Source organism: Acinetobacter baumannii (genome assembly GCF_009759685.1).
GTDB classification, from domain to species: domain Bacteria; phylum Pseudomonadota; class Gammaproteobacteria; order Pseudomonadales; family Moraxellaceae; genus Acinetobacter; species Acinetobacter baumannii.
This window is the reverse complement of sequence record NZ_CP046654.1, coordinates 3,218,627-3,240,653: the sequence shown is the minus strand read 5'-3', so window position 1 is coordinate 3,240,653 and position 22,027 is coordinate 3,218,627. Positions and strand designations below refer to the sequence as shown.

General features: G+C 38.3%; 25 protein-coding genes. 4 read left to right on the top strand and 21 right to left on the bottom strand.

All coding sequences use genetic code 11. The features are described 5' to 3' along the window. Positions 1-60 precede the first annotated feature (60 nt). The 18 genes from gspK to GO593_RS15440 form a co-directional block, all read right to left on the bottom strand. Positions 61-1,020, bottom strand: a complete 960-nt coding sequence (gspK, locus tag GO593_RS15525) for a type II secretion system minor pseudopilin GspK (protein ID WP_000301461.1) — start codon at positions 1,018-1,020, stop codon at positions 61-63. After that, entirely contained in the window at positions 1,020-1,721 is a 702-nt protein-coding gene (gspJ, locus tag GO593_RS15520) for a type II secretion system minor pseudopilin GspJ (RefSeq protein WP_000594572.1), read from the bottom strand. Before gspJ ends, gspK begins: the two co-directional genes overlap by 1 nt. Then, positions 1,721-2,101: a type II secretion system minor pseudopilin GspI gene (gene gspI, locus GO593_RS15515; RefSeq protein ID WP_000836911.1), complete on the bottom strand. Its 381-nt coding sequence runs from the start codon at positions 2,099-2,101 to the stop codon at positions 1,721-1,723. The genes gspJ and gspI overlap by 1 nt, the downstream gene beginning before the upstream one ends. Then, a complete protein-coding gene (locus tag GO593_RS15510; RefSeq protein ID WP_000841370.1) occupies positions 2,091-2,645 on the bottom strand; it encodes a type II secretion system protein in 555 nt (184 codons plus the stop codon). The genes gspI and GO593_RS15510 overlap by 11 nt, the downstream gene beginning before the upstream one ends. 9 nt (positions 2,646-2,654) lie before the next feature. After that, positions 2,655-3,263 carry a TetR/AcrR family transcriptional regulator gene (locus GO593_RS15505; protein WP_000375838.1) on the bottom strand — a complete coding sequence of 203 codons (609 nt, stop codon included), beginning with the start codon at positions 3,261-3,263 and terminating at the stop codon, positions 2,655-2,657. 37 nt (positions 3,264-3,300) lie between these two features. After that, positions 3,301-4,074, bottom strand: a complete 774-nt coding sequence (locus GO593_RS15500) for a TatD family hydrolase (protein WP_000497298.1) — start codon at positions 4,072-4,074, stop codon at positions 3,301-3,303. A 17-nt stretch (positions 4,075-4,091) separates the two neighbouring features. Further along, entirely contained in the window at positions 4,092-4,433 is a 342-nt protein-coding gene (locus tag GO593_RS15495) for a PilZ domain-containing protein (RefSeq protein ID WP_001183024.1), read from the bottom strand. 11 nt (positions 4,434-4,444) lie between these two features. After that, entirely contained in the window at positions 4,445-5,425 is a 981-nt protein-coding gene (locus tag GO593_RS15490; RefSeq protein ID WP_001075416.1) for a DNA polymerase III subunit delta', read from the bottom strand. Positions 5,426-5,436: 11 nt separating this feature from the next. Beyond that, on the bottom strand, positions 5,437-6,198 hold the full coding sequence (gene kdsB / locus GO593_RS15485) for a 3-deoxy-manno-octulosonate cytidylyltransferase (RefSeq protein ID WP_000680698.1): 762 nt from the start codon (positions 6,196-6,198) through the stop codon (positions 5,437-5,439). A 9-nt stretch (positions 6,199-6,207) separates the two neighbouring features. Then, entirely contained in the window at positions 6,208-7,218 is a 1,011-nt protein-coding gene (gene lpxK / locus GO593_RS15480) for a tetraacyldisaccharide 4'-kinase (protein WP_000050456.1), read from the bottom strand. 2 nt (positions 7,219-7,220) lie between these two features. After that, positions 7,221-8,948 (bottom strand): lipid A export permease/ATP-binding protein MsbA, encoded by a 1,728-nt coding sequence (gene msbA, locus GO593_RS15475; protein ID WP_001070730.1) that lies wholly within the window; start codon positions 8,946-8,948, stop codon positions 7,221-7,223. After that, positions 8,945-9,373, bottom strand: coding sequence for an ExbD/TolR family protein (locus GO593_RS15470; protein ID WP_000669683.1), 429 nt, complete (start codon positions 9,371-9,373; stop codon positions 8,945-8,947). Before GO593_RS15470 ends, msbA begins: the two co-directional genes overlap by 4 nt. A 15-nt stretch (positions 9,374-9,388) precedes the next feature. Continuing rightward, the gene (locus tag GO593_RS15465) at positions 9,389-10,024 is read right to left on the bottom strand and encodes a MotA/TolQ/ExbB proton channel family protein (RefSeq protein WP_000264037.1); all 636 of its coding nucleotides are present in this window, start codon (positions 10,022-10,024) and stop codon (positions 9,389-9,391) included. Between the two features lie 49 nt (positions 10,025-10,073). After that, positions 10,074-10,961, bottom strand: coding sequence for a ParB/RepB/Spo0J family partition protein (locus tag GO593_RS15460; RefSeq protein ID WP_000023429.1), 888 nt, complete (start codon positions 10,959-10,961; stop codon positions 10,074-10,076). Next, positions 10,958-11,740 carry a ParA family protein gene (locus GO593_RS15455; protein WP_000057216.1) on the bottom strand — a complete coding sequence of 261 codons (783 nt, stop codon included), beginning with the start codon at positions 11,738-11,740 and terminating at the stop codon, positions 10,958-10,960. Before GO593_RS15455 ends, GO593_RS15460 begins: the two co-directional genes overlap by 4 nt. A 21-nt stretch (positions 11,741-11,761) precedes the next feature. Continuing rightward, the gene (gene rsmG, locus GO593_RS15450; protein WP_000553193.1) at positions 11,762-12,394 is read right to left on the bottom strand and encodes a 16S rRNA (guanine(527)-N(7))-methyltransferase RsmG; all 633 of its coding nucleotides are present in this window, start codon (positions 12,392-12,394) and stop codon (positions 11,762-11,764) included. An 87-nt stretch (positions 12,395-12,481) separates the two neighbouring features. Beyond that, positions 12,482-13,171, bottom strand: coding sequence for an N-acetylmuramate alpha-1-phosphate uridylyltransferase MurU (murU, locus tag GO593_RS15445; RefSeq protein WP_000646456.1), 690 nt, complete (start codon positions 13,169-13,171; stop codon positions 12,482-12,484). Next, on the bottom strand, positions 13,171-14,184 hold the full coding sequence (locus tag GO593_RS15440) for an aminoglycoside phosphotransferase family protein (protein ID WP_001096107.1): 1,014 nt from the start codon (positions 14,182-14,184) through the stop codon (positions 13,171-13,173). The genes murU and GO593_RS15440 overlap by 1 nt, the downstream gene beginning before the upstream one ends. A gap of 120 nt (positions 14,185-14,304) precedes the next feature. On the opposite strand from GO593_RS15440, the gene GO593_RS15435 reads away from it, so the two are divergent. Together GO593_RS15435 and GO593_RS15430 are read left to right on the top strand one after the other, a co-directional pair. Beyond that, positions 14,305-16,746 carry an LPS-assembly protein LptD gene (locus GO593_RS15435; RefSeq protein ID WP_000682624.1) on the top strand — a complete coding sequence of 814 codons (2,442 nt, stop codon included), beginning with the start codon at positions 14,305-14,307 and terminating at the stop codon, positions 16,744-16,746. Beyond that, the gene (locus GO593_RS15430) at positions 16,746-18,056 is read left to right on the top strand and encodes a peptidylprolyl isomerase (RefSeq protein ID WP_000850091.1); all 1,311 of its coding nucleotides are present in this window, start codon (positions 16,746-16,748) and stop codon (positions 18,054-18,056) included. Before GO593_RS15435 ends, GO593_RS15430 begins: the two co-directional genes overlap by 1 nt. A 118-nt stretch (positions 18,057-18,174) precedes the next feature. On the opposite strand, the gene fba is transcribed toward GO593_RS15430, so the two are convergent. The 3 genes from fba to GO593_RS15415 all read right to left on the bottom strand — a co-directional run bounded on the left by fba (position 18,175) and on the right by GO593_RS15415 (position 20,888). After that, the gene (gene fba / locus GO593_RS15425; protein WP_001174011.1) at positions 18,175-19,212 is read right to left on the bottom strand and encodes a class II fructose-bisphosphate aldolase; all 1,038 of its coding nucleotides are present in this window, start codon (positions 19,210-19,212) and stop codon (positions 18,175-18,177) included. Between the two features lie 121 nt (positions 19,213-19,333). Beyond that, complete coding sequence (locus tag GO593_RS15420; protein ID WP_001049818.1) at positions 19,334-19,576, bottom strand: hypothetical protein; 243 nt, start codon at positions 19,574-19,576, stop codon at positions 19,334-19,336. A 124-nt stretch (positions 19,577-19,700) separates the two neighbouring features. Beyond that, entirely contained in the window at positions 19,701-20,888 is a 1,188-nt protein-coding gene (locus GO593_RS15415; protein WP_001011093.1) for a phosphoglycerate kinase, read from the bottom strand. 138 nt (positions 20,889-21,026) lie between these two features. On the opposite strand from GO593_RS15415, the gene GO593_RS15410 reads away from it, so the two are divergent. After that, on the top strand, positions 21,027-21,410 hold the full coding sequence (locus GO593_RS15410; RefSeq protein WP_000022187.1) for a DUF2237 family protein: 384 nt from the start codon (positions 21,027-21,029) through the stop codon (positions 21,408-21,410). Next, on the top strand, positions 21,410-22,003 hold the full coding sequence (locus GO593_RS15405; RefSeq protein WP_000812866.1) for a Maf family protein: 594 nt from the start codon (positions 21,410-21,412) through the stop codon (positions 22,001-22,003). The genes GO593_RS15410 and GO593_RS15405 overlap by 1 nt, the downstream gene beginning before the upstream one ends. Positions 22,004-22,027: the final 24 nt, after the last annotated feature.

The following is a 22,027-nucleotide window of genomic DNA, read 5'->3' as shown; positions in this document are numbered from 1 at the left end:
ATCCCTTTTATTAATAAGTTTCAAGTATTACAGACTCAGAAAAAATATCAATAAATTTATTTAGTTAAATGGAGCCATGCTTCTTGAATAAACATATACTTGTTTATCTTTTCTCATTAAAGCACTAGTAAACTGTCGCTTCCTATTATTTAGAACAACTTCAATCTGAGCTTGAAAGAAGCTGGATTTAACATCAATAAGGCTATTTACTTGATTTTTCTTTTGACTATCAACCGCTGAAAAAGCATTCAATTGCCATAATTCATCTATATTTTGGAAGAACTTTAAATTTTGTTGACGTGTTTGCAATTCTTTTTCAATAGCTCCTATATCTAATTTTTCATCCATACTTGCTAAAACCAATGGCGAAGCAGTATTAATATTTAACTTCGAATTTTCTGGTAAAGCAGAAATATATGGAGCAATTAGATCAAATTTTTTTCCATCAAAGCCTCTCACTAGCTTTAACTCTTCAATACGGTGGAATTTAGTATTCGCAGCCATGTAACCTAGATCCAAACCTTCATAATAACTACTTTCTGCCCCCATTGGCCCAGTTGGCTCATCATTTCGATCTTGCCAATCAATCACAGCTTGGCTTAATTCGGCTGGTAATCCCACACGTACCAATAAACGTTCAAACCAACTTTTAGCATCTTCATTTACAATGCCTTCCCCATTAGTTAGATTATTTAAATTAAATTTACCAGACTCATCAAGCAAACGTCCGGATACCAAACCATCTTCAATAGGAAACGGAGGCATAGGTTGTGCCCATGTCTCTTTTAAATGATCTACTCCACCTGCATTATTTGCATCTTGAATTAATAATTCTGAAAAAAAGGCTTCTGCACTTTTTGCATAAAGCAAAGATTGATTTTGGCGTATTAAGTAGGCTGTATTTTCCATAGTATTATTTTGATGCTTGGCAATAGAAGCCGCTAAAATTGTAGCCAAGGCAACCATAATAAGTATTGTCAGTAAAGCGACACCCTGTTGGTGTTTGTAACTAACGGCCATTATGAATTACCTTCCTGTGAAAGCGATAAGTCACCCTGATTTAAGCTATAAATCCATTCATAATTTACACCAGCGACTGTAAGTTGGATTTTTATCCCTTTCGGTAGTTTTTTTAACTCATTAGGTTTCGTTGGATCAATATTAACCTCGGGCCATTTTGTGACTTCTTGCGGAGTCAAAACCATAATCTGATATTGGTCGACTTGACTTAACAAAGTACTCGATAAAGGTTGCTCTCTGTTCGAAGTATTTAAATTTGTATATTTAAGACGATATAGTTTTTTTTGATCTGCATCATAACGATATTCAATTCGTTCAAATGGTGATAAGCCTTGTTTTAAAGGATCCGTTACGCCTGCTTTACTAAAACGTAAAATTTGATTATCGATTTCTAAAGCTGGATGAAGTTGCCCACCTTGGTTTGCGGATAAAGGGATAATCTGCAAAGTATCACGAAGAATTTGTTGATAAGCATCTTGTAATTCAAATAAATGCACTTCATGTTCGGCATTACGATCACGAACTTTGAGCAAGTAATCGAAAATTTTCCACCCCAATAAAGATAAAACCGCAAAGATAGCGATCGCGACTAACAATTCAACCAAAGTAAATCCTGAGGCACGAGTTAATCGAGCACTGCTCGATCGTGCTGCAAGGCGAGCAGCAAAGCTTCGGATGTGAATATATTTATTTTTTATCATTATTTTGCTTTCACTGGATAATTAAAAAAGACCATATGTGTAATGCCATTTTGTACTTTTCCCTTATCCGGATCATACAAACTCACTTGTAAATCAATTTTTTGAACATTCGGGCTAATAGTAGATTGAGCTGACTTATCAATTTGCCAAGTTTCACCTTGGGAAGTTACTTGCTTACTCTGGGTTCCTTGCAACCATTCTTGATTAATCTCCATCATAGCAACTTCATTCATTGCTACAAATTGAGCTTTGGTTCGCAAAATTGCATTTGAAGTGGACTGCGTGTACTGCATTGCCACTTTAGTTAAAGCGACAGCTGCGACTGCAAAGATTGCCAAAGCAACCATAACTTCTAAGAGGGTAAAGCCTTTAGATTTCATTTATTTTACCCAAGTGATCTATTTGTATTTCCGAACCAATCGGTTTTTGTTCTAAATAAAATTGTATTTTAACGGTTTTAGCTTCTCCATTGCCAAACCAGATGAGTTGAGGCGTTTGTCCTCCAATCAAATCTGTATTTTTAGCTTTAGAATAATTCTGGTCATCCAAGGGTTGTACTGAAAAAGAAACATGGGCAGGAAGTTGCCGTGTTTTAAACTCAGTATATTTCTGCCAACGGTTTTTTATATCTTGTACTTGTAAAGTGCTTTGATCGTGATATTCATAAAGTTCATAAGAAAATGGTGAGACATCTCTCTCACCATGAGTTTCTAAAGCCAATACACGTGATTGATCGAGCGATTCTTTATTAATTTTCTGCAAATCGAGTAAAAATAACTCTCTCGCCTGCATTGCTTTTTTTTGGTCGACACCACCTATATTTAATACAACCAGAGAAGTCATAATTGTCATAATCACAATGACTACCATCACTTCTATGAGGGTAAAGCCTTTTTGTGATTGAAATGGTAGATTCGATTTCATATCGACCTATTAAGCGTACTGCTCAACTGCTTGTTTGGGTAAGGCTAATGCCTGGTCAATATAGGCTACTCGTAAAGTATCTCTTGAACCCAAATAACGTTGATAAAAGCTTGAATTCAGAATTGCAGCAGCTCCATGAGTGAGTGACCAGATTGAAGCTAAGTAATCTCGTGTAGTCATATGACTCTGGATTGACTCTAAATAATGATCAGTCATACGAATAATAATACGTAAGCGCTGCTTTCTCACTTGGTAAAGTTCATTAAAAAGATGGTGCACACCTTGGGCAGTAATTGAAAGCTTTTCTTCAATTTGGTGAAACAGCACTGTTCTTTCTGGATGGTGCAAATGATGCAACATAAAGAAAGCTAAATGTTCTGGGAAAGCCTTTTCAGTATCTTGAACCATTTCCAGTAACATGCGCTCATTACGAATAATTAACAGCATGTACAATTCATCTTTACTTTGAAAGTGCTTGTACAAAGTACCTTTTGCCAAATCAAGCTCAGCAGCCAGCACATCAAGTGTCATTCCGGCTTCGCCATTTTCTAACAACAACTGTTCCGCAACTTGAAATATTAATGCTTCTCTTGCTCGGAACTGAGCTTGACGGTCCATCTTCACGCAATTACTCTCTTTATATAGTTTCTATAAGTTAAATCGCTTTAAGTAAATTTTCAAAATTCTGCGAGGTGATTCTTGCAATTTCCTCAACCGGCTTATCATATACCTCACTTAGTGCTTTCGCTACATAAGGTACATATTTTGGTTCATTCGTTTTACCACGATATGGTACTGGAGCCAAATAAGGGCTATCTGTCTCAATCAAAAGCCGATCTAAAGGAACTTGCTTGGCTACATCTCGTAGATCTTGAGCATTTTTAAATGAAACAATTCCTGAAAAGGAAATATAGTAACCACAGTCCAATACAGCTTTTGCTGTTTCCCAGTCCTCAGTAAAACAGTGCAAAATACCATGTGTAGATTGTTCAGCTCGAATAATATCCACCGTATCATGTTTTGCTGAACGTGTATGAACAACTACTGGTTTTTTAACATTTTTAGAGGCTTGAATATGACGAGCAAAACAATCTTTTTGCTCGTTAATAAAGTCAGTGCTGTGGTAATAGTCTAAACCTGTTTCACCTAAAGCCCATACCTTTTCTGATTGAGCCAATTCAGTCAAATACTCAGTCGTTGCTCGAGCCATAGTATCAACATCCTCACACGGATGTACGCCTACCGTATACCCCACATCTTCATGACGCTTTGCGATTTCAGCTAAAGCAATATGATCATCAAGGTCAACTGAAATTGCCATAAACTTAGAAACACCTTCTGCTCGCGCAGCAGCAAGTGCGAGATCTAAATCACCGTTATAAGGCGTTAAATCTAACATTGTTAAATGGCAATGGGTATCAACAAACACTGTTCTTTCCTATCTGCTTACATGGTATAACTTGGGCGATCTAAAGACATACTACCAGCTAAAATCCGCTCAGCTTCAGCTTTATAGTAAATTCCTTTATCACCACTCAATTGAATTGCGAAACCTTGCGGTTTAAATCCACTTTGCTTATGTGAAATCCAAACTACTTTACCAGTTAAAGGAATTTTTTGTGATTGTTCTGGTAACGTAGCTAAAATAAAAATTTCCTGACCCATCTTCACTTTTTGCTTCGATGGTACAAACAAGCCCCCACCTTGTACATATCCCATATAACTTGCTTGTAATGTTGCTCTATCTGGAATATTGACCTGAATAATTCCACCCATTTGTGGTTGCATTAGTTTTCCCCTTAAACGTTCATTAATTTTATAAAAAGTTGATCTATGATGAGTTGTGTTTGTACATTCTGTTCAACCAATCTTTTAGATTGCTGTAATTCCTCATAAAGACTGAATAAACTTTCTAAATTATAGTTTTGCGCCAATTGATCGAACTGTAAATCTATATTTTTCTGTGGTTGATTGAGCTTGACACAAATTAAATCCCCTAACAAGTATTCGAGAAGCATCATAAAATCACTAAAGTTGAGTTCTTTTTGCCATTTAGCCGAATAAAATAAAGGCATATTTTTTTGATTTACAACTTTAGTCCAATCTTCTAAAAAAGACTGTCTTTTAGCAAACCAATCACTAGTCGCAATTTCAACTGCTTGCAAAGGCATATCATTAGAAAGGCCTAGCAATAATTCAGGTGGTACAGATGCTGTTTCCGCTAAATGTTCATTTAGATAAGATGTGGCTTCTGTATATGAAATACGGTCTAAAGCAAAATGCTGTAAGCGACTTCGAATGGTTGCCGGTAATTTCAAATAATGATCGGCCAACAAGATTAAAACGACGCGTTCACCTGGCTCTTCTAAGGTTTTTAGCAGCGCATTTGATGACGCAAGATTTAAAGCTTCAGCTGGCTCAATAACAACAACACGCCATCCCTCACCAGTTTGTTGTACAAATGGCAATAAATCTCGAATTTTTTCTATTTTAATTTTTGCATTCTGTTTTTTATTTTCTTCATCTGTCGTGATATGAACATAGTTTGGATGCGTATCTGATTTTAACCATTGACAGCTACTACATTCACCACAAGCACCTTGAGGTTGTTTATTTAAACAAAGTACCCACGCTAAGAAATGCTTAGCAAAAGCATGTTTACCACAACCTTGTTTACCATAAAATAATAAGCCATGCCCAATATTAGGAAAACGTGTTGTTAACGTTTCCCACATTGTCTGTTGCCACGGATAAACCTTAGAAGTCACATTCTGATTCATTAAATTAACGCTTACTCAAAAGACTCAACAGGCATATTATTTAAACGATCAAGATCTACTTGAGTGTCAACACCTGGTGGTAAATTCGCTTCTGCTACAGCAATAGCAATACGGTGTCCATTTTCTAAAACACGCAATTGCTCAAGACTCTCGAGCTTTTCAAGTTTACCCATTTCCCATGTAACATATTCTTGTAATAAGCTCACACGATAAGCATATAAACCTAAATGACGAAATGCTTGGCTATGTAAAGTTGGTTCAGCTTGTTTAGCACTATCTCGATCATAAGGAATAGTTGCACGACTAAAATATAATGCTTCATTTTGTTTAGACATGACTACTTTTACGATACTATCACGCTGAAATTCATCCAACGCATGAATAGGCTCACATAATGTAGACATTGAACAGTTTGGCTTATCAACCAAAAGCTTTGCAACTTGCTGAACAAGCTGGGCTGGCAGTAATGGCTCATCGCCTTGTACATTTACAATAATGTCATCAGCATCCCATCCTTTAATACGAGCAACTTCACTTAAACGATCTGTTCCTGATGGATGGTCTGCACTTGTTAAAACAACATCAACGCCCTCTGCACGACATATTTCAGCGATACGTTCATCGTCGGTTGCTACACATAGGTCATCGAAACCTTCAACTTTTTTTGCTTGATCCACCACTCGTAAAATCATAGGGCGATCATGAATAAGTAACAATGGCTTACCTGGCAAACGCGAACTTGAGAAGCGTGCTGGAATGACGATATGTTTCATTTTTTCTTCCTAAGATATCTGAATATCAAGCTTTTGCAATTGTTGATTTAAAACCTGATAGCACTCTGTAGACAAAACAGCTTTAACTGGCACGACCCAAATAGGTCGTTTAAATTCTGGATGCTTTTCAAGTAATGGTAACAACTTAACTGCATCTTTTTCAGTTGTAATGATAGGTTGGTCATCATTAAATAGAAGGTCATCAATACTGTAATCATGATGATCACGAAAAGCATGCTCTTGAAATTGTTTCACCCCTAAACCTTTAAGTGTTTGGTAAAAGCGCTGAGGAAAACCAATACCGACTACTGCATGGTAATTATTTTGAATATTGAATGATAATTCAGTTGCCGAAGAAGGATTCAATAAGTAAGGCTGCCCTGCATCAAGATGCATATGCAATGTAGTTGTTGGTGTGAAAGTATGCTCAATTACCGTACTAGTTTTTAAACGTTCCACAGGTTCACGTAAATATCCCTCTGGTAATAACTTTCTATTTCCAAGGCCACGATTTTGATCAAGTACGATCCATTCTATTTGGCGACCTAATGCCCAATGTTGCAACCCATCATCACTAATAATTAAATCTAGTTTAGTCGATGCTAATAATAACTCGATTGCAGCTTGTCTATTGGGTCCTACTGCCATAGGTACGCCAGTTGACTGAACAATCAAAGCAGGTTCATCTCCTGCTTCAGCTGCTTGACTGGCCGATGTTACCAACATAGGAAAAGGGCCAGATCCACCATAGCCTCTACTAATTACCCCTACCTTTACATTATGCTGCTTTAGATAATTGACGAGCTCTATTAATAATGGCGTTTTTCCACTTCCCCCCACCGTAATATTGCCAATTACCATGACTGGCACAGGTGCGGTATAAACTTTTTTAAAGCCTGAACTATAAAAACCACGATTTAGTAAAAACCCAGCACGATACAAGCAAGACAAAGGACGTAAAACAATCAACCAACTTGATTGCTTATTCCATGCATTTTGGATCAGCTGGGCTAAAGACATACTTATTGGTCCTCAAAATTACGCTGATGTAATTGATAATAAGCACCGTGCTTAGCAAGTAATTCTTGATGAGTACCTTGTTCAACAATTTGTCCGCGGTCCATCACAACAATACGATCCGCATTTTCAATGGTTGATAGACGGTGAGCAATCACAATCGTTGTACGATCTTGCATAGCTTCATCAAATGCTTGTTGAATAAAGTGTTCAGATTCATTATCAAGCGCACTTGTCGCCTCATCCAAAATCAGAATTGGGGCATTTTTCAAAATTGCACGAGCAATTGCAATACGTTGACGTTGACCACCCGATAAATTTAGACCTTGAGCACCCAAAACAGTATCGTAGCCATTTGGTAAGTTCATAATAAAGTCGTGGGCATAAGCAGCCTTTGCTGCAGCTATTACGTCTTCATCACTTGCATTATGTAACTGACCATAAGCAATGTTCTCACGTACAGTTCGGTTAAACAAAACAACTTGCTGATTTACCATTGCAATTTGTGTACGCAAACTTGAAAGCTCAATATCACGTATTGGCAAATCATCTAAATAAATTTGACCACTTGAGACTTCTTGGAAACGTACCAACATGTTCACTAAAGAAGTTTTACCAGCACCAGAGCGCCCTACCAATGCAACAGTTTCGCCTGGACGAATATCTAAAGAAAAGTCTTTAATCGCTTGCGTACCGTCAGCATAGTTAAGTACAACATGGTCAAAACGAATTGCACCTTGCAACTGCGGTTTAAGTTCACCACTATTTTGCTCTTCAGGTAAATCTAATAATTCAAAAACTGAGTGTGCAGCTGCTAAACCCCGCTGTAACTTTTCATTCACATCTGTCAAGTTTTTAACAGGCTTTGAAAGTAACCCTGCTGCCGTAATATATGCAACAAACTCACCAGCAGTTGTATTTCCTAAAATTTGTGGTCTTAATGCTAACCATACAATTAGAGCCATTGCACAAGCCATTACCACTTGAACAACAGGACTATTTAGGTTTTGCACAATCACCATTTTTAAACCACGTTTTAAGTTTTCTTCCGATGACTTATAGAAACGCTCTTGTTCTGACTCTTCACCAGCGAAACTTTTAACAACTGCATTACCATTAATACTTTCTTGCACTACATGGTTAACATCACCCATAGTGTCTTGAACTTGCATCGAGAGTTTGCGCATTCTTTTTGAAGCTTTACGCACCAAAATCCCAATTACAGGTAAGAACACCATAATACAAATTGTTAAACGCCAATTGGTATAGAACAAATAACCTAACAACCCCAACGTAATCATGCCATCTCGAACAATGGTTTTTAATGATTCAGATGAAGCAGCTGTAAGTTGCTCGACGTTATACATAATTTTGGCAGTAATATGACCCGAAGAGTTATCGAGATAATATTGAGCCGGCAGTCTTAGAAGTTTTGCATAAACTTCTTGGCGAATACTAAAAACCAAACTACGCGAGATCACAGCCGTATAGTACCCCCCCATAAATAGGCCAAGGCCACGGAAGAATACCAATAAAATGATTAATAAAGGGAACCAATCCAGATCCGCTCTACTCGCATTTTGAATTGCATCAATAATAAATTTAATGAGCTTAGCAACAGAAACCTCCGTTGCTGAGTTCATACCGAACCCGATAAGAACTAATAAGGCCACGCCCCAATAAGGTTTTAAATAGGATATGAGACGCAAATAAACCTTAAAATCTTGATTCACTCAGAAAAACCTCTAGAAGGAACTTTGGTACTAATATTGATGTTAACAAAACCGAGTTGTCCTGCTACATCCATAACACGAATAACATCCTGGTGGGACGCTTTTGCATCAGCAGCAATGATAAACATAAAGTCACGTCGCTCTTGAGCAATTTGCTTAATTGCAGTGCTCAAATCAGCCATATCTTTGGTAGATAGCGCCTGACCATTCACGGCGTAATGTCCGCTAGAGTCTACCACGACTTCAATTTTATGATCGTACTGTTTTGGTGGAACACCTTGTGCATCTGGTAAAGTTAAATTGATGCGACTTGGCTGATTAAAAGTGGTAGATAACAATAAAAACACTAGAATGAACAATAAACAGTCAATCATAGGTGTTAAATTGATATGAATGTCTTCAACTTGAGAACGTTTAAACTTCATATTGCGATCTACCCATCAACCAACGCGGCGATGTTCTTGCATGACTGAAGAACGTTTGTAAAACAATGAGGCATGAAATAGCGTAGATTGTTGCTCTAACTCAGCAATATAATCTTGCACTACTCTTTGAAAATATCGATAGGAAATAAGTGCAGGAATTGCAATGAGCATACCAACTGCTGTTGTGATCAAAGCCTTGGAAATACCGGGAATCATTAAACTAGGACTACCTGCCGAACCAAAATCAATAACCAAAAAAGACTCAATAATTCCCACAACTGTTCCAAGCAGCCCTAGTAGAGGCGCTATAGCACTTAAGGTCCCTAAGAAGTTAATATTTTTTTCTAAATAAGAAATTTCTTGAGAAGCCATAGCTTCCATTTGTGCTCGCGCAAATTGTTCGCCATGTTCCTGATGCTCAAAACCAGCTTTTAGAATATTGCCCAATGCCGTGCTTTGCGCATTAGTATCCTGCTCCAAATTTGTTATGACAACAGAAATATCTGCACTGCCATCATTCATTAGTACTTTAGGTAAAACTTGTGAACGTCTTAAACGTACAAAACGCTCAATACTAATTGCGACGGTTAAAATTGAACACAAAATTAAAGGCAGCATTAACCAGCCGCCCGCTTTCACAAGTTCCCACATATTTTCTTCCCCAAGAATATAAATTAGAAATATATGACCTAACTTAGAATTAATCTGGTAAACAAATATTCAAAATACCATCTAACTCATCGAGTGAATGATAGTGAATAACAAGCTTACCTTTACCTTTCTGGTTATGATCAATTTTAACATTGGCACCAAAACGTTCTGATAATTTCTGAGTTAGTTGCTCAATGTCTGGTGCAACAGGAGCTTTTTCCTTTTCCTGTTTAGGCTCGTTCCAATCGCGTACTAACTGCTCAGTCTGACGAACAGATAATCCTTTCTCAATTACAATTTTTGCAACTTCAAGTTGTTCTTTGCCCTTTAAAGTTAAGATGGCACGAGCATGCCCCATATCAAGCTGGCCTTGCTGCATAAATTCTTTAATGTCATCAGCCAAGCTCAACAGACGTAATAAATTACTTACAGTTGTTCTTGCTTTACCGACTGTATCAGCAATTTCTTGATGGCTTAAACCGAATTCATCATGGAATCGTTGTAGCGCCAACGCTTGATCAATCGGGTTTAAATCTTGACGTTGAATATTTTCAATAAGTGCTAAAGCAATAGCAACCTGATCATTTAAATCACGAACAATTGCAGGGATTTCCGTTAAGCCAGCAATTTGAGCTGCGCGCCAACGACGCTCACCTGCAATAATTTCGTAAGGATGAGCTTCATCATCTACAGGACGAATAACAATTGGCTGCATTACCCCATGTTTTTCAATAGAGGATGCCAACTCTTGCAAATCATGCTCATGGATAAAACGACGTGGTTGATATTCACCTCGTTTCAACAACTTCACGTCAATTTGCTTTAACTGACCATGATCAAGCGCTTGAGCTTCTAGTTGTAATTTTTCTTTTTGAATTGAACCAAGTAATGCATCTAAACCACGACCTTTCGCCAATCCGCGTTTTTTGATGCTCATACTTTACTTCCTTTCTTCACTTTACTTTTCTTTAACATCTCAGCCGCAAGATTTAAGTATGCAACTGCACCTTTCGAACTTTTTTCAAAATAAATCACTGGCAAACCATGCGCTGGAGCTTCAGCCAAACGAACATTACGTGGAATCACAGTATCGTAGAGTTTCTTACCAAAATATTGCTCTAACTCAGCAGATACATCACGAGTTAAGGCATTACGCGCATCATACATGGTGCGTAAAACACCAATAATTTCTAAATCAGGATTTAATGCTTTTTGAATACGATCGATAGTTTGGGTTAAATCAGCCAAACCTTCTAATGCATAGTACTCGCATTGCATCGGAATAATTACGCCATCTACTGCAGCTAAAGCATTCACTGTAATTAAACTTAAGCTAGGTGCACAATCAACAATAATGTAATCGAATGAGTCCCGAATTTCATTCAAAGCATTCTTTAAAATGAACTCACGACCTTCTTGCTCGGCAATGGCAAGCTCGACACCAGAAAGTTCACGGTTTGAACCCAAAACTTTATATCCAACCTCAGCTTTTTGAATTGCCGTTTCGATTGGCACTTCACCCAATAACACATCCGTAACTGAGTAAAGTAGATCATTCTTTTGAATACCAGACCCCATCGTAGCATTACCTTGCGAATCTATATCGACAAGTAGCACACGTTTTTTCAATACAGCTAGTGACGCTGCAAGATTTACTGCAGTCGTTGTTTTACCAACACCACCCTTTTGGTTTGCAATCGCAATAATTTGAGCCATGGTAACCCTAATACTTTTTATTTAAATTCGTTGAAGTAAAAGTAAATGACGTTGTTCATCAAGTCTCGGTACATGCAGTTCAATCACTTTACATGAAAATTCCTGCTTAAGCTCTTCCATTTCTTCAACTGGAATCAGTCCTTTCATCGCGGCAATTATACTCTGCTCATGTAAATATGGACGTGCAGCCTCAACAAAATCTGTTAATGATGCAAATGCACGACTTGTTATTACATCAAATTGGCCAAGTTCATCAATTGTATCTTGATTTTCAACACGCGTTTGCACAGCTATTACGTTTTTAAGCTTAAGGTCAGCAATAAACTGTTTCAAAAAACGAATTTTCTTACCATTTGAATCAAGCAATACACAAGAGCGTTCTGGCTGACATAAAGCAATGATCATGCCCGGCATGCCACCACCTGTACCTACATCGAGCAAACGACCTGCTGGCAAATCTTTCAAAATACTTAGGCTATCCAACAAATGCTTTACTAACATTTCTTTAGGATCACGAATCGCTGTTAGATTATAAGCTTTGTTCCAAAGTACCAAAGCATCTTGATACTTCAACAATAATGTCAAAGCTTCATCGCTAAGCGATAAACCTAATTTTTGACTACCCTGTTGTAACTCTTGAAAAAACGGATGCATAAACAGATAACATCTAAGTAAAATTTAAAACAAAGTATACCCATTTATGCATCGTGGAACACTAGTTAACGATTAGCGATTACGCAGTTAATCGTAGAAGCCTTCACGAATTTGCAAATCTAGCTCCATTAAACGCTCAGGCGTTCCCACATCTACCCATGCACCTTTAAGCTTTTCACCAGATATTTTTTGATTGTGCATCGCTTGCTTCAACAATGGGGCTAACGGACGTTTACCAGCTTCCAATCCATCAAAAAGCTTAGGATGGATAACAGATACACCACTAAAAGTGAGGTTCTCGCCCTTCACATCTTGATCAAATGTAAAAGCGCGTCCATTTAATAATGTAAAGTCGCCATCAGGATGCTGTTTAGGATTATCAACTAATACAAGATGTGCCAAATCATCATTTAACTTAATATGGCGTAGAGCTTCAAAATCCATTGTAGTCCATACATCTCCATTCACCAGAATGAAAGGATCGGTTCCAAGCAGTGGCAAAGCATTAATAATTCCACCAGCGGTTTCCAGCCCTTCTTCTTCTCGTGTCCAACGGATATCCACACCAAATTGAGAACCATCTCCCAAGCTACTGATGAGTTTGTCGGCTAACCACGCAGAATTGATGACTATTTCGGTCACACCAATTTTCTTAAGTTTTTCAATATGCCACACAATAAGTGGCTTACCACCTACCTCAAGCAGAGGCTTTGGTGTATATAGCGTGAGTGGACGCATACGATTGCCCAAGCCAGCAGCTAAAATCATTGCTTTCATTATGCTGCAACCTCATAAGGGCCATATTTTTCAATAAATTTAGGCATTACCGAACTGTGAATAAACGCCATGAAGTCATCAAGCTCATGATAGTCACGGCTCTCTTCAAGTAAATACCACATGACTCGTGGTAAATCCTTCAAATAACCAGACTTACCATCTCGCTCAAACAAACGGACAAAAATACCTAAAATTTTGATATGGCGTTGAATTGCCATTAAATCAGCATCACGTTTAAATTGGTCAAAGCTTCGGTTTTGTTTAGCAGATGCTGGTAAAAGCTCATAGAACACTTTAAACCATTGATAAACACGCTCAGCATTCCACTGCACGTATGCATCACGTGTAATCGAGATTAAATCATATGTATCAGCACCAATAACCGCGTCTTGGAAGTCAATTACTCCCAATTCTTCTTCATTAGCAATTTTCATTAAATTACGGCTATGAAAATCACGATGTACAATAACTTGCGGTTGAGCTAATGCTGCCTGAGCCAAGAAATCAAATGTATCATCAATAGTTTTCTTTTGCTCAGCTGTTGGATGGATATCGAGTGACGGTAACATCCAATCTGTTAACAACTGCATTTCCGATAAAAGCTTTTCATAAGAATAAGCCGGGAAATGTTCAGCCCCATTAATCGATTGCAAATGAATAAGCTGTTTAAAACTCTGTTCATAATATTGATCAACTGTTTCATCGTTTAACAATGTAGACAGCAGCACATCACCAAAGTCTTCTAACAATAAAAAACCTTGATTTAAATCTTTTGCAACGATCTGAGGTACCCGAACCCCATGCCCTGCAAAAAACTCGTCAATGGTCACAAACGGAACACAGTCTTCTTTTTCAGGAGGTGCATCCATAAGCATATACGTTTTATTTTGTAACTGGATGCGAGCATAACGTCGAAAGCTTGCATCCCCTGCTAAATAAGCGATCTGAAATTGATCATTTTCAAGAACAGATGTAAGCCATGTATGTATCAATTGTTCACGTTGTGTATTCATTTGCAATAAAATCTAAAACAAGCTGAGATTTTTGAAGGGTTAAGTGTAGCCACTTATAAACTTTTTCTCTATGATGCGACAATAATTAATTGTGAATTAGCATACTTGGTTAATGAGACAATGAAGCATCAGTTTAAATTTAATCCTTTAGCGACCGCTATTTTTACGCTCTTATGTAGTGGCTCCATACAATCAAGTTATGCTGAGTCAGCTGGTGTTGTCTCCAACATAGACAATAATCAACTTAAGGCGAGTATTAAGGAAGCCTATCCAGGGCAGGAATTCTTTCAACAATATTATGTTGATAAATCTGCCCCTGAGGCGCAATTGCGCAATAATAAATATTTGAGTTCAGCATTCTGCCAAGGAACTTGGATTACACCAATTAATCCTGAAACTAAAGCGTTAGATGCAGATAAGGCTACTTCAGTTGTAACGGCTGATTATGGGCACTACAACCCTGCCGGCGACTCTGTGTTGGAAGGAAACGTGGTGATAGATCAAGAAGGCCGTACAGTTCGTGCCGATAAAGTCACCATTGATAAAACTCAAACATTTGCACATGCACAAGGCCGAGTACAGTTAGCTCAAGGCGGCTTACTCTCTCAAAGTGATGAAATTGATTACAATCTAAAGACTCAAACCGGAAATTTAGATAATAGTTTTTATATTTCTGAACAACAACATGCCCATGGTCATGCTGGGAAGATCGAGAGAACCTCTCCGAATGTAATGGTTCTCAATGATGCGACTTACACAACCTGTCCGCCAGGCCAGAAACCAGGTTGGAAAATTCAAGCCAACAAAATTGAGTTGAACCAAGAAACTGGGCGCGGTGTTACGCGCGGAACAAAACTATATGTAAAAGATGTTCCAGTTCTAGCAGTTCCCTACTTTAACTTCCCGATCGATGACCGCCGTACTACAGGTATCCTCAACCCACAATTTGGTTTCTCAAACGATGGTGGTATTGAACTTTCGGTTCCTGTTTATTTAAACCTTGCGCCTAATTACGATGCAACAATTACGCCACGTTACTTAGCAGATCGTGGGGCAATGTTACAAGGTGAATTCCGATATTTGACGGATGGGTTTGGTGCCGGACAGATTTGGGGCGGCATTTTGCCATCTGATAAAGAATATGATGATAAAGACCGTAAAGATTTCCATTTTTTACATAATTGGGATATCAACGACCAATGGTCTACCAACCTTGAATATAACTACGCATCAGATAAAGACTACTTCTCTGATTTAGATAGTAGCCCTATCTCTAAAACAGATCTTAACTTACGTAGAGCTTGGGAACTTAACTATCAACATGGTATTCCGGGTTTAAAAGCACAGCTTAAAGTCGAAGATTTCCAGACCCTTGACCCAGAAGTAAAAGACGTCAATAAACCATACGCCCGCTTACCTCAATTTTTATTAAATTATGTCACTGGTAATCCACTAGGACTACAATACGAATTTAATAACGATACTGCTTATTTTAAGAAATCAATTAACGATGATTCTGCACAAGAAAGTAGCGGTACGCGTATTTATAACCAGTTTGCAACACGTTATAACTATCGAACACCAGCAGCCTTTGTAATTCCTGAGCTTTCCGTACGTTCTATTCAAACCTTCTATGACAAGGACAGTATCGCCTCTCAAGGTTTAGACGGCGGTTCTGAAAACAAATCAGTCGTTGTGCCACAATTTACATTGGACACTGGATTGAATTTTGAACGTGAGGGCAAATATTTACAAACACTTACACCACGCGCCTTCTATGCCTATGCGCCATACAAAAATCAAGATGGCTACCCAAACTTTGACTCAACCACTGCGTCAATTAGTTACGATCAGTTATTTAACCCTTACCGCTTCTATGGACATGACCGCCTTGAAGACAATAACTTTTTATCGTTAGGTGTAAGCTATAGTCTTTTTGACACAGTAGGCTTAGAGCGTTTACGCGCAAGTGTGGGCCAAAGCTATTATTTTGAAGATCGCCGCGTCACCTTGAAACAACAAGATGAAATTGATACTGAACGTAATACAGGTCCTGTTGTTAGCTTATCAAGTCAACTTAATCAAAACTTTACCATTGCTGCCAACTCGGCATGGATGTCAAATGGTGATAATGCACAGCGTGATTTTCAACTTTACTATACAGGCGATAAAGGAAATCTATATAACTTAGGCTATTTCTATCGTAAAGATATTCCAGGACGCCAAGATACATACGACCAAGTTGTTGCATCGTTTATACAACCAATTAAAGACAATTGGCGTATTATGGGGCACGTACAATATGACATGGACAATGATGTTGCCCGTGAATTATTACTAGGTGTTAATTATGAATCGTGTTGCTGGGGCATTTCTGTCTATGGCCGTTCATACTATAACGATCTAGACGATCCAAAATCTCCAGATGTTAGTGAAAAGCGCGCGATCATGGCCGAAATTACACTCAAAGGTTTAGGTGGTTTAAACAATAAACTCGCGTCTTTACTTGAAAATCGCGTTTTAGGTTTTAACAAAATTAATCAATCTTGGACACAACGTTAATGAAGACAAAACATCTTAAACAGTTTTTTAAAGCGACAACCCTTGCTGTATTAATATCTTCATCAATGCATAGTTTTGCCCAACCTACTGATGAAGTTGTGGCAATTGTGGACAATAGCGTAATTTTAAAAAGTGACCTTGAACAAGGAATGGCTGAAGCAGCTCACGAATTGCAAGCACAAAAAAAAGAAGTTCCACCTCAACAATACTTACAATTTCAAGTATTAGACCAACTCATCTTACGTCAAGCACAACTTGAACAAGTTAAAAAATATGGCATCAAACCTGATGAGAAAAGTCTAAATGAGGCTGTACTTAAAGTTGCAAGTCAATCGGGTAGCAAAAGCCTAGAAGCCTTTCAACAAAAATTAGATGCGATTGCACCTGGAACTTATGAAAACTTACGTAGCCGTATTGCTGAAGATTTAGCAATTAATCGTCTGCGTCAACAGCAAGTTATGTCTCGCATTAAAATCAGTGATCAAGATGTAGACAACTTCTTAAAGTCACCACAAGGGCAAGCTGCTTTAGGTAATCAAGCTCATGTGATTCATATGCGAATTTCCGGAGACAACCCTCAAGAAGTTCAAAATGTAGCAAAAGAAGTTCGTTCACAACTTGCTCAAAGCAATGATTTAAACGCTCTTAAAAAGCTTTCAACCGCGACTGTAAAAGTTGAAGGTGCAGATATGGGATTCCGCCCTCTTTCTGATATACCGGCTGAACTTGCTGCTCGTATTACTCCACTGCAAGATGGTCAAACAACTGACTTAATCTCTGTACGCGATGGCGTACATGTTCTAAAACTTTTAGAACGTAAGCAAAATGAACAGAAAGCATTAGTACCGCAATATCAAACACGCCATATTCTTATTCAACCTTCCGAAGTGGTAAGCCCTGAAAATGCGAAACAAATTATTGATAGCATTTACAAGCGATTAAAAGCGGGTGAAGATTTCGCTACTCTTGCTGCAACTTATTCAAATGATACAGGTTCAGCACGTGATGGCGGCAGCCTAGGTTGGGTTACGCCTGGCATGATGGTTCCTGAGTTTGATAAAAAAATGCAGGAAATTCCTGTAGGTGAAATTAGTGAACCTTTCCAAACTCAATTCGGCTGGCACATCTTACAAGTGACAGACAAACGCGAAAAAGATATGACGCATGAATATCAAGAGCGTATGGCACGTCAAATTTTAGGTGAGCGTCAATTTAACACTGAAATTGATAGCTGGTTACGTGAAGTCCGTGCAAATGCTTATGTAGAAATTAAAGATCCAAGCCTCGACAAAAAGAACTTACAAAAATAAGTTAATCTTTTGTCGTTAAAACCTGTGTTGATCACAGGTTTTTTTGTAAACAAAACCCAGCCATTAAAAAACCGGTTATATGAATAACCGGTTTCTATAAATCAGACCCTAACGGGAATTATTTATAACGATCAACCATTTTCTCTAAAGAAATTGGACGAATCTTGTCAGCATTGCCAGCTGTACCGAAAGCTTCATAACGATCGATACAAATTTGTTTCATTGAATCGACAGTTTTAGCGAAATACTTACGTGGGTCAAATTCAGCTGGGTTTTCCGCCATGAAACGACGAATTGCACCTGTTGAAGCTAAACGCAAGTCAGTATCGATATTGATTTTACGTACACCATGTTTAATCGCTTCTACAAGCTGCTCAACTGGTACACCATAAGTCTCACCAATATTACCACCAAACTCGTTAATTACTTTTAACCATTCTTGTGGTACAGAGCTTGAACCGTGCATTACAAGGTGAGTATTTGGCAAGGCCGCATGAATTTCTTTAATACGGTCAATTGCTAAAATATCCCCTGTAGGTGGACGTGTAAATTTATAAGCACCGTGTGAAGTACCTACAGCAATTGCTAAAGCATCAACATTTGTATCAGCAACGAATTGTTTTGCTTCTTCAACAGAGGTTAAAAGCTGAGAATGGTCAAGTACACCTTCTGCACCCACACCGTCTTCTTCTCCAGCCATACCTGTTTCAAGGCTACCTAAGCAACCGATCTCACCTTCAACAGATACACCACAAGCATGAGCCATTGCTACCACTTGACGAGTTACATCTACGTTGTAATCGTAAGTTGTAGGAGTTTTACCATCAGCGCCTAATGAACCGTCCATCATCACTGAGCTAAAACCAAGTTGAATAGAACGTTGGCATACATCAGGGCTTGTACCATGGTCTTGGTGCATTACCACTGGAATGTGTGGCCATTCTTCAATTGCAGCCAAAATAAGATGGCGTAAGAATGGAGCGCCTGCATATTTGCGAGCTCCAGCAGATGCCTGAACAATTACAGGTGAATTGGTAGCATCTGCGGCAAGCATAATTGCACGCATTTGTTCTAAGTTATTTACGTTAAATGCTGGTACGCCGTAGTTATGTTCCGCAGCGTGATCCAAGAGCTGGCGCATTGAAATGAGTGCCATAATATCCTCCCAGGTAGTGCGGCTTATTCTACCTTGTCATTTATTTCAATTCAGCAACAAATCACAGTATTTCAAAAAAAATCCCTGCATTTGCAGGGAATTTTTAACAAAAAACAACAAATTAATGCGTTTCTGAAGTAGCCGTCTCGCTAGATGCACTACCTTCAACCACATCTGTATTCTTTTCATCTAAAACTGGCTTATCAAGCGCATCGATTGCAGCTTGTTGTTCCGGAGTTACTTTGTCAGCAACAGCTGTAGATGCCGCATCCTGGCCTGCTTGAGCCGCCTCTTCTTTTTTCGCACAAGCAGTCAACATCATTGGGACAATTAACAAAGCAGCAAAGGTAAGTTTTAAATTCATCACTATTTTCCACAATTGGTGATTTAGTACTCATTATATTATTTCAGGAATATGACAATTTAATGACTTATCAATGAAAAAGGGATTGATAACTCAATCCCTTCTTATTTCAATATAACAGTTTTTAAGCACGTTCAAGTAAAACGGCAACTGCTGGCAATGTTTTTCCTTCAACAAATTCAAGGAATGCACCACCACCTGTTGAAATATAACCAATTTGATCAGCTACATTATATTTATCGATCGCAGCTAAAGTATCACCACCACCAGCAATTGAGAATGCATCAGATTGTGCAACTGCAAGAGAAAGTGCTTTAGTACCCTCACCAAATTGATCAACTTCAAATACACCAACAGGACCATTCCAAAGAATCGTTTTTGAAGTTGTTAAAATATTTGCAAATGCTTTAGCTGTTTCAGGGCCAACATCCAAAATCATATCATTTGCTGTTACATCTTCAACTTTCTTAATTACTGCTTGCGCTGCTGCCAAAGAACCTAAGAAATCTTCGAAGTTAATTTGTGAAGCATCAGCTACAACTACATCTGTAGGAAGTGGAACACTTACTTTAGCAGCAATTTGTTTTGCAGTTTCAACCAAGTCAGCTTCATATAAAGATTTACCAACATTGTAACCAGCAGCGGCCAAGAAAGTATTTGCAATACCACCGCCCACAATCAGTTGGTCACAAATACCAGATAATGAATTTAATACATCAAGTTTTGTTGAAACTTTAGAACCAGCGACAATTGCCACCATTGGTTTTTCAGGTGTTTGCATTGCACGGCCAAGTGCATCTAATTCAGCAGCCAATAATGGGCCTGCCGCTGCAACAGGTGCAAAACGTGCTACACCTTCTGTAGAAGCTTCTGCACGGTGAGCAGTACCAAAAGCATCCATTACAAACACATCACATAGAGCTGCATATTTTTGTGCAAGTTCAGGATTATTTTTCTTTTCACCCGGATTAAAACGAACATTTTCAAGCAAAACAACTTGTCCTGCTTCAACTTCAACACCATCTAAATAATCAGTAAATAATTTAACTTCTTGACCTAATGCTTCGGTTAAATATGCAGCCACTGGTGCAAGTGATTGTTCAGGCTTTGGCTCACCTTCCACAGGACGACCTAAATGTGAAAATACCATTACAGCAGCGCCTTTTTCTAAAGCAGCTTTTATTGTTGGAAGTGCGGCACGTAAACGAGCATCGCTGGTAATCACACCATTTTTAACAGGAACGTTTAAATCTTCACGAATAAGGACACGTTTACCTGCTAAATTAAGGTCAGTCATGCGCTGAAAATTCATGTAAAGCTCTCTTTATGATTTTAAAAACGCGCTAATTTTAAATGATTACATCAAAAAAGGTTAGTTTTTTTGCATAAAAGCTGTAGAAAGCCAAAGTTTTGATTATGATAGAGGTAGTCATCTAATATTTCATCCATTATGTCTATTCATCCAGATCCACAAATCAATCGTTTAAATGTTTTAGGTGAACCCTTAGCAAGCTGTTGTTTTGACCCTATTACTGGCTACTTCCGGAATGGTTTTTGCCATACAGCCGTAACAGATCTTGGTCAACATACGGTGTGCGCCCAAATGACTTCTGAGTTTTTAAATTTTTCACAAAAAGTCGGAAACGATCTGATCACTCCTCTACCTGAAGCAGGCTTCCCTGGCCTACAACCGGGAGACTTCTGGTGCATTTGTGTAACTCGTTGGGTAGAAGCTTATCAAGCTGGTCAAGCACCCCCTGTTAAACTTCATGCTTGTCATCAAGCTGTATTGAGCTATGTTCCATTAGATGTATTAATGGAATTTGCAGTGTAATGAAACAACCCAAAATTATTTTGGCATCAAGCAGTCAGACACGTAAAGATTTAATGAATCGTTTAGGAATCGAATATATCTGCATTAGTCCAGATATTGACGAGAGTCCTTGTGGTGAAATGCATGCCGATGATTTAGCAAAAAGACTGGCATTTACTAAAGCACAAGTAATTGCACAAAAAAATCGTGAAGCAATTGTAATTGGATCAGATCAGGTTGCATGGCGAGAGCATGCTCCTCATGATTTTATTGGCAAACCCTTAACAATTGAAAATGCCAAAGCTCAATTAGCAGCAAACTCTGGCCGAACAGTCTTTTTTAGTACTGCTTTAAGTGTGCAGTGCCTTGAAAAAAGTTTTGAACATACGCTTGTTGAGCATTATCAAGTTAAGTTTCGCAATTTAAGCGCACCTGAAATCGAAAGATACGTCGACTTAGATCTGCCCTTACAATGCGCAGGAAGTTTTAAGTGTGAAAGTCTCGGCATTAGTTTATTTGAAAAAATGATAGGCCAAGACCAAACCACGCTGATGGGTTTACCCATGATTCAGCTTTGTCAGATTTTAAGACAACTCAATCTCCAAATTCCTTAATATTTATTAGCTTATTTATAGGTT

Excerpts from the sequence above, each read along its gene's own strand:
- gspJ (WP_000594572.1), bottom strand. The coding sequence starts at position 1,721 with ATGATAAAAAATAAATATATTCACATCCGAAGCTTTGCTGCTCGCCTT.
- GO593_RS15435 (WP_000682624.1), top strand. The coding sequence starts at position 14,305 with ATGAAGCATCAGTTTAAATTTAATCCTTTAGCGACCGCTATTTTTACG.
- GO593_RS15455 (WP_000057216.1), bottom strand. The coding sequence starts at position 11,740 with ATGGCTCAAATTATTGCGATTGCAAACCAAAAGGGTGGTGTTGGTAAA.
- kdsB (WP_000680698.1), bottom strand. The coding sequence starts at position 6,198 with ATGAAACATATCGTCATTCCAGCACGCTTCTCAAGTTCGCGTTTGCCA.
- GO593_RS15415 (WP_001011093.1), bottom strand. The coding sequence starts at position 20,888 with ATGAATTTTCAGCGCATGACTGACCTTAATTTAGCAGGTAAACGTGTC.
- rsmG (WP_000553193.1), bottom strand. The coding sequence starts at position 12,394 with ATGCATCCGTTTTTTCAAGAGTTACAACAGGGTAGTCAAAAATTAGGT.
- GO593_RS15420 (WP_001049818.1), bottom strand. The coding sequence starts at position 19,576 with ATGAATTTAAAACTTACCTTTGCTGCTTTGTTAATTGTCCCAATGATG.
- GO593_RS15470 (WP_000669683.1), bottom strand. The coding sequence starts at position 9,373 with ATGAAGTTTAAACGTTCTCAAGTTGAAGACATTCATATCAATTTAACA.
- gspK (WP_000301461.1), bottom strand. The coding sequence starts at position 1,020 with ATGGCCGTTAGTTACAAACACCAACAGGGTGTCGCTTTACTGACAATA.
- GO593_RS15430 (WP_000850091.1), top strand. The coding sequence starts at position 16,746 with ATGAAGACAAAACATCTTAAACAGTTTTTTAAAGCGACAACCCTTGCT.
- murU (WP_000646456.1), bottom strand. The coding sequence starts at position 13,171 with ATGAAAGCAATGATTTTAGCTGCTGGCTTGGGCAATCGTATGCGTCCA.
- GO593_RS15460 (WP_000023429.1), bottom strand. The coding sequence starts at position 10,961 with ATGAGCATCAAAAAACGCGGATTGGCGAAAGGTCGTGGTTTAGATGCA.
- GO593_RS15405 (WP_000812866.1), top strand. The coding sequence starts at position 21,410 with ATGAAACAACCCAAAATTATTTTGGCATCAAGCAGTCAGACACGTAAA.
- GO593_RS15410 (WP_000022187.1), top strand. The coding sequence starts at position 21,027 with ATGTCTATTCATCCAGATCCACAAATCAATCGTTTAAATGTTTTAGGT.
- lpxK (WP_000050456.1), bottom strand. The coding sequence starts at position 7,218 with ATGTCTTTAGCCCAGCTGATCCAAAATGCATGGAATAAGCAATCAAGT.
- GO593_RS15465 (WP_000264037.1), bottom strand. The coding sequence starts at position 10,024 with ATGTGGGAACTTGTGAAAGCGGGCGGCTGGTTAATGCTGCCTTTAATT.
- GO593_RS15505 (WP_000375838.1), bottom strand. The coding sequence starts at position 3,263 with ATGGACCGTCAAGCTCAGTTCCGAGCAAGAGAAGCATTAATATTTCAA.
- GO593_RS15440 (WP_001096107.1), bottom strand. The coding sequence starts at position 14,184 with ATGAATACACAACGTGAACAATTGATACATACATGGCTTACATCTGTT.
- gspI (WP_000836911.1), bottom strand. The coding sequence starts at position 2,101 with ATGAAATCTAAAGGCTTTACCCTCTTAGAAGTTATGGTTGCTTTGGCA.
- fba (WP_001174011.1), bottom strand. The coding sequence starts at position 19,212 with ATGGCACTCATTTCAATGCGCCAGCTCTTGGATCACGCTGCGGAACAT.
- GO593_RS15495 (WP_001183024.1), bottom strand. The coding sequence starts at position 4,433 with ATGCAACCACAAATGGGTGGAATTATTCAGGTCAATATTCCAGATAGA.
- GO593_RS15510 (WP_000841370.1), bottom strand. The coding sequence starts at position 2,645 with ATGAAATCGAATCTACCATTTCAATCACAAAAAGGCTTTACCCTCATA.
- GO593_RS15490 (WP_001075416.1), bottom strand. The coding sequence starts at position 5,425 with ATGAATCAGAATGTGACTTCTAAGGTTTATCCGTGGCAACAGACAATG.